A 13,360-nucleotide genomic window follows, 5' to 3' on the forward strand; every position below is an offset into this window, starting at 1 on the left:
CTGAGCCACGGCGGGCTCGCGTGAGTGCGGCCTCATGTGAGGCGACGCTCAGATGATCCACGGTGGGCTCGCGTGAGCGCGGCCTCACATGAGGCGACGCGCAGCTGAGCCACGGCAGGCTCCCGTGAGCGCGGCCTCATGTGAGGCCACGCTCACTTGAGCCATGGCGGAACTGTGCCGCGCCGCAATCGCGACCCGCGAATCCCGCCCCGCCCGCCGCCGGCGGCCTGCACGCGGGGACCCCGAAGGCAGCAGTCACGGCCGCCGACGCGCACGGATCCGCATCGGTCAAGTCCGCGGAAAGGGGGACTGGCGGCCCGCCTGCCGCCGTGTGAGGATCACCCCAATCGAGGATGGTGGCAACTTGCACCGCCACCGTCCTCGTCCAATTTCCGGGCCGCACCGCCGGGCATCGGCTCGAAGCGCCCGCCGTGCGGCTCCCGCGCAACCCCAGCCGTGCGACATCCGCTCGCCGCCGTCGTTACGATGATCGGGTCACCTCGACGCGCGCCGTGACCCTCGGTGCGTGAGCTCGGCACCGCACACCCCCGCGGCGCCCGTACGAAACGGACACCCCGCCGATGAAGGCACTGTACAAACCCGCGCCCGGCGCCGGACTCGAACTCGTCGACCGGCCGGAGCCCGAGACGGGGCCCGCCGACGTGAAGATCCGGGTGCTGCGCACCGGCATCTGCGGCACCGACCTCCACATCGAGAAGTGGGACGACTGGGCCGCCGCCGAGATCCGCACCCCGCTCATCCCCGGGCACGAGTTCTACGGCGAGGTCGTCGAGGTCGGCGAGCTCGTGCACGACGTCGCAGTGGGCGACCGGGTGTCGGGCGAGGGTCACATCGTCTGCGGCATGTGCCGCAACTGCCGCGCGGGGCGCCGCCAGATGTGCATCCGCACGCAGGGCGTCGGCCTGCACCGCGACGGCGCGTTCGCGGAGTTCATCGTCATCCCCGGCGAGAACGTCTGGGTGCACCACGCCGACGTCGAGCCCGAGGTCGGCGCGATCTTCGACCCGTTCGGCAACGCCGTGCACACCGCGCTCGCGTTCTCGCTCGTCGGCGAGGACGTGCTCGTCACCGGCTGCGGCCCCATCGGCCTCATGTCGATCGCGGTCGCCCGCCACGTGGGCGCGCGCTTCATCGTCGCGAGCGACGTGAGTCCCGCGCGGCTCGAGCTCGCGCTGCGGATGGGCGCGGATGCCACGGTCGACGTGTCCCGCGAGCGCATCCACGACGTGCAGCCGCGCCTGGGCATGCGCGAGGGCTTCGACGTCGGATTCGAGATGAGCGGAGCGGCATCCGCCCTGCCCCAGATGATCGAGAACATGAACCACGGCGGCCGCATCGCCCTGCTGGGCCTGCCGAGCGAGCCCTACGCGATCGACTGGGGCAAGGTCGTCACGCACATGCTCACGCTCAAGGGCATCTACGGTCGCGAGATGTTCGAGACGTGGAACTCGATGAGCGCGATGCTGCAGACGAGCGCCGAGCTGCGCTCGCGCATCGCCTCGATCATCAGCGACCGGTACCCCGCGCGCGAGTGGCGTGCGGCGTTCGACGCGGCCGCCTCGGGCGGCGTGGGCAAGGTCATCCTCGACTGGACGGAGCTCTGAATGTACGGATCGGTGAAGGACCAGCTGCGGGCCGAACTCGACGAGATCGAGGCGGCCGGGCTCACGAAGCGCGAGCGCGGCATCCACGGGCCGCAGTCGGCCGAGATCGAGGTCGCCGGCCGCGAGGTGCTCAACTTCTGCGCGAACAACTACCTGGGGCTCGCGAACGATCCCCGCATCGTCGCCGCGGCGCACCGCGGCCTCGACGAGTGGGGCTACGGACTCGCGAGCGTGCGGTTCATCTGCGGCACCCAGGAGCTGCACCTCGAGCTCGAGCGGCGCGTGTCGGAGTTCCTCGGCTACGACGACACGATCCTGTTCTCGTCGTGCTTCGACGCGAACGGCGGCGTCTTCGAGGTGCTCTTCGGGCCGGATGACGCGATCATCTCCGACGAGCTCAACCACGCGTCGATCATCGACGGCATCCGGCTGTCGAAGGCGCAGCGCTACCGCTACAGGAATCGCGACCTCGACGACCTCGAAGCGCAGCTCGTCGCCGCATCGGGCGCGCGACGCCGCGTGATCGTGACCGACGGCGTCTTCTCGATGGACGGCTACATCGCGCCGCTCCGCGAGATCTGCGACCTGGCCGACCGGTACGACGCGCTCGTGTTCGTCGACGACTCGCACGCGGTGGGCTTCGTGGGCGAGCACGGGCGAGGCACCCCCGAGTACTGCGGCGTCGAGGGCCGCGTCGACATCACGACCGGCACGTTCGGCAAGGCGCTCGGCGGGGCATCCGGCGGCTACGTGGCCGCCCGCCAGGAGGTCGTCGACCTGCTGCGCCAGCGCGCTCGGCCCTACCTCTTCTCGAACACGCTCGCGCCGGCGATCGTCGCGGGCACGATCGAGGCGCTGCGGCTCGTGAGCGAGTCGGGCGAGCTGCGCGAGCGGCTGCGTGCGAACGCGGCGCTCTTCCGGTCGCTGATGGATGCCGCGGGCTTCGAGCTGCTGCCCGGCGAGCACCCCATCGTGCCGGTCATGTTCGGCGACGCGGTCGTCACGGGACGCATCGCGGCGGAGCTGCAGGAGCGCGGCGTGTTCGTCACGGCGTTCTCGTACCCGGTCGTGCCGAAGGGACGCGCCCGCATCCGCGTGCAGCTGTCGGCGGCGCACACCGAAGAGGAGATCCGCCGCTGCGTGCAGGCGTTCGCCGAAGCGCGCGATGTGGTGCTCGCGACGGGCTGAGCGCGAGCGGATGCCGCGGCATCCAGTCGGGTCGAATCGATTCGACGTACAATCGATGACGTGACCGCAGAGCCCGCACCCGCCACCGGCGCCATCTCGCGCCCGACCCTCGCCGACGTCGCAGCGCGCGCCGGCGTCTCGGCGTCGACCGCCTCGATCGCGTTCAGCGGATCGGGCCCGGTGTCGGATGCCACGAAGGAGCGCGTGCTCGCCGCGGCCGCCGAGCTCGGCTACGGCGGCCCCGACCCGCGCGCCCGCTCGCTGCGGCAGGGCCGGTCGGGCATCGTCGGCGTCGTGCTGGAGGAGCGGGTGCGCGCCGCGTTCCTCGACCCCGTGAAGATCCAGACGCTCGACGGCCTCACCGAGGGCATCGCGCCGCTCGGGGCGGGCCTGCTCCTGCTCACCGACTCGGGCGACGGGGGCGGCCCCGTGAGCATCGACAACGCGCCCGTCGACGCGGTCGTGCTCATCGGCTGCAGCCCCAAGTTCTGGCGGCAGATCGAGGCGCTCCAGCGCCGCGGCATCCCCACGGTCGCCATCGAGGGCGCCCCCGGCGGGGACATCCCCGAGATGACGATCGACAACCGCGAGGCCACCCGGCGCGGCGCCGAGCACCTGCGCGACCTCGGCCACACGGATGTCGCGACGGTGACCCTGCCGCTCGACCCGGACCGCACGCGCGGCCCACTCACGCCCGAGCTCGAGGCCGCGTGCACGGTCGACACCACGATCGAGCGCCTGCGCGGCGCGCGCGACGTCTATCCCGGTCTCCGAGCCCAGGTCGCCGCCGCCAGCTCGATCGAGGAGGGCCGAGAGGCGGGCCTCTCCCTGCTGGCGGATGCCGCGACACGACCGACCGCGATCATCGCCCAGAGCGACCTGCTCGCCGCCGGCGTCATCCAGGCCGCTGAGGAGCTCGGCATCGACGTGCCCGCCGAGCTCTCGGTGATCGGCTTCGACGGGATCCGCGTCGACGGGCTGCAGCACGATCTCACGACCCTCGTGCAGCCCTCCGTCGCGAAGGGCCGGGCGGCAGGCGAGGCGATCGTGCAGATGCTCGCGGGCGGATCGCCGAAGTCGGTGCGGTACACGAGCACGCTCCACGTGGGCGACACGACGGCGCCGCCCCGCGCTCGCTGACGCCGCGAGGGGCGCTATCCCGGTTCCCGGCTGGTCGCGCGCCCGGAGTCGGCCGCACACGGTGCGCCCGCACAGCTCTGATGTGACGCGACGAATGCAGAAAGCCAATCGATTCGAACAATTCACAAACTTGTGAAATCGGCGTATTCTCGGCGCCATGAACACCGTCATCCAGACGCGCGGCCTCGAGAAGCGATTCGGCCGCGTACGTGCACTCGATGGGCTCGACCTCGATGTCGAAGCCGGCGAGGTGCACGGATTCCTCGGCCCGAACGGCGCGGGGAAGTCCACCACCATCCGCGTGCTGCTCGGCCTCATCCGGTCGAGCGGAGGCAGCGCGACCGTGTTCGGCAGGGATCCGTGGAACGACGCCGTCGAGCTGCACCGGCGCATCGCGTACGTGCCAGGCGACGTGAGCCTGTGGCCCAACCTCTCGGGCGGCGAGGCGATCGACCTGCTCACCCGCCTCCGCGGCGGCATGGCCGACAAGCGCGCCTACCTTGCGCGCCGCGAGCACCTCGTCGAGGTCTTCCAGTTCGACCCCACCAAGAAGGGTCGCGCGTACTCCAAGGGCAATCGCCAGAAGGTCGCCCTCATCGCGGCGCTCGCGACCCCCGCCGACCTCTACATCTTCGACGAGCCGACCTCGGGGCTCGACCCGCTCATGGAGGCGGTCTTCCGCTCCGAGATCGCGACCGCGCTCGACGACGGGGCGACCGTGCTCCTGTCGAGCCACATCCTCTCCGAGGTCGAGCACCTCTGCGACCGGGTCAGCATCATCCGCGCCGGCCGCACGGTCGAGGCGGGCACGCTCGCCGAGCTCCGCCACCTGACGCGCACCGAGATCTCGTTCGCGGGCGACGGCATCGGCACCGCCCAGCTCGACGCCATCCCGGGTGCGCACGACCTCGCCGTCGACGGCGCACGCGTGCGGTTCACCGCCGACTCCGACGCGATGCCCGAGGTGCTCGCCGCGCTCGCGTCGCTGCGCGCAACGGGCGTCACCGTGAACCCGCCGTCGCTCGAGGAGCTCTTCATGCGGCACTACCACGACGAGCTCGAGCAGCCCGCGGCGTCATCGCTCGAGGGCGCACGGCGATGAGCACGTTCCCCACTCTGCTGTGGCTGCGGTTCCGCCGCGACCGGGTGCAGATCGCCGTCTGGATCCTCCTCTTCGTCGTGCTGGAGGTCATCGCGCACGCCGCGGTCACCGAGACGTACGGCGACGAGGCCGAGCGCGAGGGCGTCATCCGCCTCGTGATCCTCACGCCCGCGATCCTCATGCTGCGCGGCACCCCGCAGGGCACCCAGCCCGATGCCTTCCAGTACTTCCTGCTCTTCGGGTTCCTCGGCCTCATGGCCGGCCTCATGAGCACGTTCCTCGCGGTGCGGCATTCGCGGGCCGACGAGGAGTCGGGCCGATCCGAGCTCATCGGATCGACGGAGGCGGGACGCATCACGCCGCTCCTCGCCACGACGTCGGAGGGCGTCATCCTGAACGTCGTGATCGGCGCGCTCGTGGGCGGCGTGGCCCTCGCCTACGGCGCCGAGCCGCTCGGCGCCCTGCTGCACGGCGCCGCGCTCGCCGCGGTCGGCATCGCCTACCTGGGCGTCGGCCTCGCGTGCGCGCAGATCATGCGCACGTCGCGCGGCGCGAACGGCCTCGCCTCCGCGATCGTGACCCTCGGCTACCTGCTGCGCGCGTTCGGCGATGCCACCGGCACCGTGCAGCCCGACGGGCTCAGCATGGAGGCGGGCTGGGCGAGCTGGCTCAGCCCCATCGGCTGGGGACAGGCGGTCGCGCCCTACACCCACCAGAACGCCTGGCCGCTCCTCCTCTGCCTGGGGCTCGCCGGCGTGCTGCTCGCGGTGTCGATCGCCCTGCAGTCCAGCCGCGACCTCGACTCTGGCATCATCCCCGAGCGGTCCGGGCGGCTGCACGCCCCTCGCACCCTCGCCGGTCCGCTCGGCCTCGCCTGGCGGCTCCTGCGCAACCCGGTGATCGGCTGGGTGGTCGGCGGCGCGCTCTTCGGGGCGTTCCTCGGCGCCGTCGGCCAGAGCGTCATCGACCTCATCGATTCCCCCGAGGCCCAGCAGGTCGCGGGGGCGGTCAGCCAGACGCTCGCCGCCCTCACGGGCCCGGGCGCCGAGGGCACGATGATCGACCTCTTCACGACGGGGCTGTTCGCGCTCGTCGGGGCGCTCGCCGCGATCGCGGGAGTGCAGGCGGTGATGCACGCCAGGCAGGACGAGGCCGGCGGCACGGCCGAGATCGTGCTCGCCGCACCGGTGTCGCGGCTGCGCTGGTTCGGGTCGTACCTCGTGGTCGGCGCCGCCACCGTGGCCGCGGTGCTCGTCTTCGCGGTCGCGGGCGCGGTGCTCGGCCTCATCGGATCGCCCGACGTCGGCGACCGCGTGTCGATCGTGGCCCAGGCCGGCCTCGCACAGCTGCCCGCAGCCCTGCTGATCGTCGCCGTCGTGGCGCTCGTCTTCGCGATCGTGCCGCGCCTGTCCATCGGACTGGGCTGGGCGGTGGTGCTCGCGGCAGTCGTCTTCGGGCAGCTCGGCGGACTCTTCGGGTTCCCCGACTGGCTGCGCGACGTGTCGCCATTCACCCACACGCCCGTCGTCACGGCCGCCGAGGTCGACTGGACCGCCGCGTGGGCGATGCTCGCCATCGCCGTGGCGGGCGGTGCGCTGTCGCTCGTCCTGCTGCGCCGACGCGACCTCGCGCTGGGAGGATGACGTGCAGGCGGGGCATCCGATCGACTCGGCGTGCCCCGCTCGTGAGGATGGAGGGCATGGTGCGTGACCGTGATGCGTGACGAGCAAGGGGTGGCGGACTTCGTCGAGCAGACGGCGTCGGCGCTCACCGCCGCCGGGTTCCCGCGCATGCCCGCCCGCGTGCTCATGGCGCTCATGGTCGCCGAGACGCGGGGCCTCACGGCGCAGGAGCTCGGCGATCGCCTCGGCGTGAGCGCGGCCGGGATCTCGGGTGCGGTGCGGTACCTGCAGAACGTGCGCATGGTGCACCGCGTTCCCCAGCCCGGATCGCGCCGGGCCGTCTACGAGCTCCCAGAGCACTCCTGGTACACGGCCTCGATCGCCAAGAACCCCTTGTACGACCACCTCGGCCTGCTCGCCGAGCGGGCCGTCGACGCGATCGGCGATGCCGACTCCCTCGCATCCCAGCGGGTGCAGGAGATGCACGACTTCTTCGCCTTCATCCAGAAGCGGATGCCGCAGGTGCTCGACGAGTGGGAGGCGGAGCGCGCCGTCCGCGCCGCGGGCGACGGCGAGGCGGAGCAGCGCGGCGTTCGTTGAAGCCGCATCGGCCCCGACCTAGGCTGGCGCCATGGGCGTCGACCTCGAGGCTGTGTACCGGGACCTGCACGCGAACCCCGAGCTCTCCTTCCAGGAGCATCGCACGGCCGGCATCGTCGCCGGCCACCTCCGGTCCCTCGGCTACGAGGTGACCGAGGGCATCGGCACGACGGGGGTGCTCGGCCTGCTGCGCAACGGCGACGGACCCACCGTGCTGCTCCGCGCCGACATGGACGCGCTGCCCGTCGAGGAGGCGACCGGACTGCCGTACGCGAGCACCCGGCGCGGCACGGACCACGAGGGCAACGACGTGCCGGTGATGCACGCGTGCGGCCACGACGTGCACGTCGCGTGCCTGCTCGGTGCCGCCGAGCGGCTCGTCGACGACCGCGGCACGTGGGCCGGCACACTCGCCCTCGTCTTCCAGCCGGGCGAGGAATGGGGTGGGGGTGCCGGCGTCATGGTGCGCGACGGGCTCCTCGAGCGGATGCCGCGACCCGACGTGGTGCTCGGCCAGCACGTCGGCCCGCTGCCCGCCGGCTTCGCGGCCGTGCATCCGGGTGTCGCATTCGCGAGCGACGATTCCATCACCGTCACGCTGCACGGCGCCGGCGGGCACGGATCGCGGCCGGAGACCACCGTCGATCCCGTCGTCATGGCGGCCTCGACGATCCTCCGGCTCCAGACCATCGTCGCGCGCGAGGTCGCGGCGACCGATGGCGCCGTGGTGTCGGTGGGCCAGGTGCACGCGGGCACGAAGAACAACATCATCCCGTCGGAGGCCCGGCTCGGCCTGAGCGTGCGCACCTTCGACGAGGCCGTGCGGCAGCGGGTGCTCGCCTCGATCGAGCGCATCGTGCGGGCCGAGGCCGAGGCATCCGGCGCCCGGGAGGCGCCCGAGGTGCGCTACGACGGCCACTACCCGCGCACCGTCAACGACGAGGCGGCCACCGAGCGCACGGCCGCGGCGCTGCGCCGCGCACTCGGCGACGACCGCGTGTTCGACCCCGGGGTGGCCTCCGGCAGCGAGGATGTCGGCATGCTCGCCGAGGCCTCGGGCGCGCCGCTGTGCTACTGGCTGCTCGGCGGCGCCGACCCGGCGCTGTTCGCCGACTTCCTGCAGACGCGTCGGCTGCCCGACACCCCGTCGAACCACTCGCCGAAGTTCGCGCCGCTCATCGAGCCGACGCTCTCCACCGGCGTCACGACGCTCGTGGCCGCGGCGCGGGAGTGGCTCGGCACGGCCGCCTGAGCCGGGCCGAGCCGAGCGGAGCCGCCCTGCCGAGCCGCGCCGGGCACCGCGTCAGCCGGGTCGCACCTCGCCCGATCCGCTGACGTTGGTGCGCACCTCGGGGCGGCCCGAGTAGATGATCGTGCCGCTGCCCGACACGGTCGCATCGAGCGTGTCGCTCGCGTCGACCTCGACCTTGCCCGAGCCCGAGACGACGACCACGGCCGCGCTGCTCCGCAGGTCGGCCGCGTCGATGTCGCCCGACCCGCTGACGTTCACGTCGAGCTGCTCGGTGGTGCCGGAGAGCTCGATCGACCCGGACCCCGCGATGCCGGCCTGGACCCGGCCCGTGTCGAGGCCCTCGGCCTCGATGTCGCCCGACCCGTCGATCTGCACGCGCACCTCACGGGCGTCGCCGAACTCGGCGGAGACATCCGCTGAGCCCTCGATGGTCACCGCCTGCAGCGACGTGACCGTGAGCTCGTAGTCGATCTCGGGCGCGCCGAACATGAAGGCGCCCGGCTTGGAGTCGAGCACGAGCACGCCGTCGTCGACCTCGGAGGTGAGGCGCTTCAGCACGTTCTCGCCCGCCTCGATCGTGAGCGAGGGCTCGGAGCCGATGCGGATGTCGAGCTTGCCCGAGGTGCGGAGCACCACTTCGTTCGCGTCGCCGATCTCGCGTTGCTCGGTCGTGGTCTCGCCGGGCGACTGGAACGGCACGCACCCGGCGAGGGCGAGCGCCGCCGCCGTCGCGACGAGCAGCGTGGCCGCGATTCGGACTCGCATGACGCACCTCCGCGAGGGGCGAACCCCCTGCTCGCGTCCCCCGCGGCCGAGGCTACTCCGCGGCGCGGCGGACACCGAAGGCCCTTGGTCACTCGGGCGGCACGGCTCCACTCAGGCCGGCGCGCCCGTGACCATCCACGCCGAGCCCCGTGCGCGCAGCGACAGCGTCACCGCGCGGGCCGCGAGGTAGCCGAGGGCGAACGACGCGGTGAGCCACGCGAGCGAGGCCGCGCTCGGCAGGCCCGCGGCATCCGCCCACCAGACCGTGCCGAGCGCGAGCGGCACGAACACGGCGAGGTTCGCGAGGCCCGTCCACGCGAGGTAGCGGGCGTCGCCCGCACCGATGAGCACGCCGTCGAGCACGAAGACCACTCCGCCGAGCGGCGCCGAGAGGCCGAGCACCACGAGCGACGGGGGCAGCAGCGCCGCGACCTCGGCCGACGACGTGAAGAGCGCGGGCAGCACCCACGCCGTCGCGATCACGAGCGCGCCGAGCACGCCGCCGGAGCCGGCGCCCCACTGGAGGCACCGGCGCAGCACGGCCCGCACCTGCGCGACGTCGCCCGCGCCGAGGCCCTTGCCGATGAGCGCCTGCGCCGCGATCGCGAGCGCGTCGAGCGCGAAGCCGAGGGTGAAGTAGATCGTGATGGCCACCTGGTAGGCGGCGAGCTCGTCGGAGCCGAGGGCGGTCGCCGCCCAGGTCGCGAGCAGCAGCGCCGCGCGCAGGCTCACGGTGCGCAGGAACAGCCAGCCGCCCGACACGGCGCCGCGCAGCACGCCCGCGTGATGCGGCCACGGGCTCGCGCCGACCCGCCGCGCATGCCCCGCGACGACGATGAGGTAGACCACGACCATGCCCCACTGCGCGATGACCGTGCCGACCGCCGACCCCGCGATGCCCCAGCCGAGTCCGTAGATGAAGAGCGCGTTGAGCGCGATGTTCGCGGTGAAGCCGATGCCCGCGACCCACAGCGGCGTGCGCGTGTCCTGCAGGCCGCGCAGCAGGCCGGTGGCCGCGAAGACGAGCAGCATCGCGGGCAGGCCGGCCATCGAGATCGACAGGTAGACGGATGCCTCGGCCGTCACCGCGGCCGAGGCGCCGAACACGCCGACGAGCCACGGGGTCGCCCACCACCCGGCGACGGCGAGCACGAAGCCGAGCCCGAGCGCGAGCCAGAGCCCGTCGACGCCGGACGCCACCGCCGCCCGCTCGTCGCCCGCTCCGAGGCGTCGCGCCACCGACGGCGTCGTCGCGTAGGCGAGGAACACCATGAGCCCGATGATCGTCTGCAGCACCGCGCTCGCGATGCCGAGTCCCGCGAGCGGGATCGCCCCGAGGTGGCCGACCATCGCCGTGTCGGCGAGCAGGAAGAGCGGCTCGGCCACGAGCGCGCCGAGGGCGGGCACGGCGAGGCGCAGGATGTCGCGGTCGACGGCGCGACGCGGAGCGTCCTCCTCGACCCGCACATCGCCGCGCGGCATCCGCTCAGGCCTTGTCGACGATCTCCTTGCCGAGCGGCGCGAGCGACACCGGCACGAGCTTGAAGTTCGCGATGCCGAGGGGGATGCCGATGATCGTGATGCACAGCAGCAGGCCCGTGACGATGTGCTCGAGCGCCAGCCACCAGCCGGCGAGGATCACCCAGACGACGTTGCCGAGGAACGACCAGGTGCCCGAGGTGGGCTTCGACACGACCTCGCGGCCGAACGGCCAGATCGCGTAGTTGGCGATGCGGAACGACGCGACACCCAGCGGGATCGTGACGATGAGCACGCACATGAGGATGCCGGCGAGGACGTAGCCGAGCCACAGCCAGATGCCGGAGAGGACGAGCCAGATGATGTTGAGCAGCGTGTTCATGTCGAGGTCTAGAGTACGGGAGTGACCACGGGAAACACCGTCGAAGGTCGTCGTCGGCGTCGCGAGGCCAGCCTCCGACGGGAGCGCGTCCGACGCGGCCTGCGGTTGCATCCGGCGCAGACCGTCGTCGTGGGGTTCGCCACGGCCGTGCTGGCCGGCACGGGCCTGCTGCTGCTCCCGGGCATGTCGGTCGATGCGGGCGGCACCGACTTCGTCGACGCCCTGTTCACGGCGACGAGCGCGGTGTGCGTCACAGGTCTCACCGTGGTCGACACGGCGGTGCACTGGTCGCCGCTCGGCCAGGCGACGATCCTGCTGCTCATCCAGGTCGGCGGCCTCGGCATCATGCTGCTCGCCTCGCTCGTGGGGCTCGCGCTCGCGCGCAAGCTGTCGGTGCGCACCCGCATGAACACGGTCGCCGAGGCCAAGGCGGAGGGCTTCCCCGACGTGCGCGGCCTCGTGCGCAACATCGTCGCGATCTCCGTCACCATCGAGGCCATCACGTGGATGCTGCTCTTCCCGCGCTTCCTCTTCGGCTACGGGTACTCGACGGGGGATGCCGCGTGGTACGCCCTCTTCCACTCGGTGTCGTCGTTCAACAACGCCGGCTTCGCCCTGTACTCGAACAACCTCATGGACTTCGTGGACGACCCGTTCATCTGCCTGCCGATCGCCGCCGCGGTGATCCTCGGCGGGCTCGGGTTCCCCGTGATGATGCAGTTGCGGCGCGAGTGGCGCCGCCCGCTGCACTGGAGCATGAACACGAAGCTCGTGCTGTGGGGCACCGCGATCCTCCTCGTCGTCGGCACCGCCTACCTCACGATCGTCGAGTGGAACAACGCCGAGACCTTCGGGCGCCTCGACCCGGCCGGGCGGGTGCTCGCGGGGTTCTTCGCGTCGGTGCAGGCGCGCACGGCAGGATTCAACAGCGTCGACATCGGCCTGATGCACGACGAGAGCTGGGTGGCGATGGACGTGCTCATGTTCATCGGCGCAGGCCCCGGCGGCACGGCGGGCGGCATCAAGGTCACGACGTTCGCGGTGCTGTGGTTCATCCTCCTCACCGAGCTCCGCGGCGAGGGCTCGGTGAACATCTTCGGCAAGCGCCTCTCCCGGGCGGTGCACCGGCAGGCGATCACGGTCGCGCTCGTCGCGGTCGGCGCGGTCATGGCCGGCACCGTGCTGCTCATGCACCTCACCGGCCTGCGGTTCGATGTCGTGTTCTTCGAGGCGATCTCGGCGTTCGCCACGGTGGGCCTCTCGACGGGCATCACGCCGAACCTGCCGCCGTCGGCCGACGTCGTGCTCGTGCTGCTCATGTTCCTGGGCCGCATCGGCCCGCTCACGCTCGGCAGCGCCATCGCGCTGCGCGAGCGCCGCATCCTGTACGAACTCCCGAAAGAGAGGCCCGCCATTGGCTAGGTTCCCGATCTTCGGCGGCGGGGCGCGCGACACGTCCCGCCGCATCGCCGAGGCCGACTCGGTGGTCGTCATCGGCCTCGGCCGGTTCGGCGCTTCGCTCGCGCTCGAGCTCATGGCGGGCGGCACCGAGGTGCTCGGCATCGACACCGACGAGGACATCGTGCAGAGCCTCAACGGCGAGCTCACCCAGGTCGTGCGCGCCGACTCGACGAAGCCCGAGGTGCTGCGCCAGCTCGCCGTGAACGAGTTCGATCGCGTCGTGGTCGCGATCGGCAGCGACCTGCAGGCGTCGATCCTCACGTGCTCCGTCCTGCTCGGCATGCAGATCCCCGTCATCTGGGCGAAGGCCGTGACCGAGCAGCACGCGCTCATCCTCGAGCAGCTCGGCGTGCACCACGTGATCCGCCCCGAAGCGGAGATGGGCCGCAAGGTCGCGCACCTCGTGCGCGGCGCGGCGCTCGACTACATCGAGATCGAGAAGGGCTACGCGATCGTGAAGTCCGCTCCGCCCGAGCGCCTCTTCGGCACGCCGCTCGGCAAGACGGGACTCCGCAAGGAGTTCGGCGTGACGATCGCGGCCTACAAGAAGCCCGGCGCCGAATGGCACAACGCCGACGCCGACACCGTGCTCGAGCAGGGCGACATGATCCTCATCGTCGGTCCGACGCGCAAGGCGGAGGGGTTCGCGCAGCTGCGCTGAGTCCGGGCGCCCGGCGCGGCCGCTGGCCCCCGAGGGGTTCCGGACGCCGCGACGTTGCGAGTGCGCCGCGAGACGCGCCGTCG

Annotated in this window: 12 protein-coding genes; 9 read left to right on the top strand and 3 right to left on the bottom strand. The window is 72.1% G+C overall.

Features of this window, described 5'->3' with window-relative positions:
- Window positions 1-581 precede the first annotated feature (581 nt).
- From tdh to EDM22_RS02275, 7 genes are all read left to right on the top strand, one after another.
- On the top strand, window positions 582-1,625 hold the full coding sequence (gene tdh / locus EDM22_RS02245; RefSeq protein ID WP_122935432.1) for an L-threonine 3-dehydrogenase: 1,044 nt from the start codon (window positions 582-584) through the stop codon (window positions 1,623-1,625).
- A complete protein-coding gene (locus EDM22_RS02250; RefSeq protein WP_122935433.1) occupies window positions 1,626-2,813 on the top strand; it encodes a glycine C-acetyltransferase in 1,188 nt (395 codons plus the stop codon).
- Window positions 2,814-2,873: 60 nt separating this feature from the next.
- Window positions 2,874-3,953, top strand: coding sequence for a LacI family DNA-binding transcriptional regulator (locus tag EDM22_RS02255; RefSeq protein WP_122935434.1), 1,080 nt, complete (start codon window positions 2,874-2,876; stop codon window positions 3,951-3,953).
- A 157-nt stretch (window positions 3,954-4,110) separates the two neighbouring features.
- Entirely contained in the window at window positions 4,111-5,055 is a 945-nt protein-coding gene (locus EDM22_RS02260) for an ABC transporter ATP-binding protein (RefSeq protein ID WP_122935435.1), read from the top strand.
- Complete coding sequence (locus EDM22_RS02265; protein WP_122935436.1) at window positions 5,052-6,698, top strand: ABC transporter permease; 1,647 nt, start codon at window positions 5,052-5,054, stop codon at window positions 6,696-6,698. The genes EDM22_RS02260 and EDM22_RS02265 overlap by 4 nt, the downstream gene beginning before the upstream one ends.
- Before the next feature lie 72 nt (window positions 6,699-6,770).
- Window positions 6,771-7,277 carry a GbsR/MarR family transcriptional regulator gene (locus EDM22_RS02270; RefSeq protein ID WP_245989143.1) on the top strand — a complete coding sequence of 169 codons (507 nt, stop codon included), beginning with the start codon at window positions 6,771-6,773 and terminating at the stop codon, window positions 7,275-7,277.
- 31 nt (window positions 7,278-7,308) lie between these two features.
- Window positions 7,309-8,529: an amidohydrolase gene (locus EDM22_RS02275; protein ID WP_122935437.1), complete on the top strand. Its 1,221-nt coding sequence runs from the start codon at window positions 7,309-7,311 to the stop codon at window positions 8,527-8,529.
- 51 nt (window positions 8,530-8,580) lie between these two features.
- On the opposite strand, the gene EDM22_RS02280 is transcribed toward EDM22_RS02275, so the two are convergent.
- The 3 genes from EDM22_RS02280 to EDM22_RS02290 form a co-directional block, all read right to left on the bottom strand.
- Window positions 8,581-9,294, bottom strand: a complete 714-nt coding sequence (locus tag EDM22_RS02280; protein WP_122935438.1) for a head GIN domain-containing protein — start codon at window positions 9,292-9,294, stop codon at window positions 8,581-8,583.
- 111 nt (window positions 9,295-9,405) lie between these two features.
- A complete protein-coding gene (locus EDM22_RS02285; protein ID WP_122935439.1) occupies window positions 9,406-10,776 on the bottom strand; it encodes an MATE family efflux transporter in 1,371 nt (456 codons plus the stop codon).
- A gap of 4 nt (window positions 10,777-10,780) precedes the next feature.
- Window positions 10,781-11,155 carry a YccF domain-containing protein gene (locus EDM22_RS02290; RefSeq protein ID WP_122935440.1) on the bottom strand — a complete coding sequence of 125 codons (375 nt, stop codon included), beginning with the start codon at window positions 11,153-11,155 and terminating at the stop codon, window positions 10,781-10,783.
- A gap of 21 nt (window positions 11,156-11,176) precedes the next feature.
- Between EDM22_RS02290 and EDM22_RS19945 the strand changes: the two genes are divergently transcribed.
- Together EDM22_RS19945 and EDM22_RS02300 are read left to right on the top strand one after the other, a co-directional pair.
- Window positions 11,177-12,577 carry a TrkH family potassium uptake protein gene (locus tag EDM22_RS19945; protein ID WP_122935441.1) on the top strand — a complete coding sequence of 467 codons (1,401 nt, stop codon included), beginning with the start codon at window positions 11,177-11,179 and terminating at the stop codon, window positions 12,575-12,577.
- The gene (locus EDM22_RS02300; protein WP_245989121.1) at window positions 12,570-13,277 is read left to right on the top strand and encodes a potassium channel family protein; all 708 of its coding nucleotides are present in this window, start codon (window positions 12,570-12,572) and stop codon (window positions 13,275-13,277) included. The genes EDM22_RS19945 and EDM22_RS02300 overlap by 8 nt, the downstream gene beginning before the upstream one ends.
- Window positions 13,278-13,360: the final 83 nt, after the last annotated feature.

The sequence above is a fragment of the Agromyces tardus genome, from assembly GCF_003710805.1.
GTDB lineage: Bacteria > Actinomycetota > Actinomycetes > Actinomycetales > Microbacteriaceae > Agromyces > Agromyces tardus.

Coding starts and splice junctions, on each gene's coding strand:
- tdh (WP_122935432.1), top strand. CDS start 582: ATGAAGGCACTGTACAAACCCGCGCCCGGCGCCGGACTCGAACTCGTC.
- EDM22_RS02250 (WP_122935433.1), top strand. CDS start 1,626: ATGTACGGATCGGTGAAGGACCAGCTGCGGGCCGAACTCGACGAGATC.
- EDM22_RS02260 (WP_122935435.1), top strand. CDS start 4,111: ATGAACACCGTCATCCAGACGCGCGGCCTCGAGAAGCGATTCGGCCGC.
- EDM22_RS02265 (WP_122935436.1), top strand. CDS start 5,052: ATGAGCACGTTCCCCACTCTGCTGTGGCTGCGGTTCCGCCGCGACCGG.
- EDM22_RS02270 (WP_245989143.1), top strand. CDS start 6,771: ATGCGTGACGAGCAAGGGGTGGCGGACTTCGTCGAGCAGACGGCGTCG.
- EDM22_RS02275 (WP_122935437.1), top strand. CDS start 7,309: ATGGGCGTCGACCTCGAGGCTGTGTACCGGGACCTGCACGCGAACCCC.
- EDM22_RS02280 (WP_122935438.1), bottom strand. CDS start 9,294: ATGCGAGTCCGAATCGCGGCCACGCTGCTCGTCGCGACGGCGGCGGCG.
- EDM22_RS02285 (WP_122935439.1), bottom strand. CDS start 10,776: ATGCCGCGCGGCGATGTGCGGGTCGAGGAGGACGCTCCGCGTCGCGCC.
- EDM22_RS02290 (WP_122935440.1), bottom strand. CDS start 11,155: ATGAACACGCTGCTCAACATCATCTGGCTCGTCCTCTCCGGCATCTGG.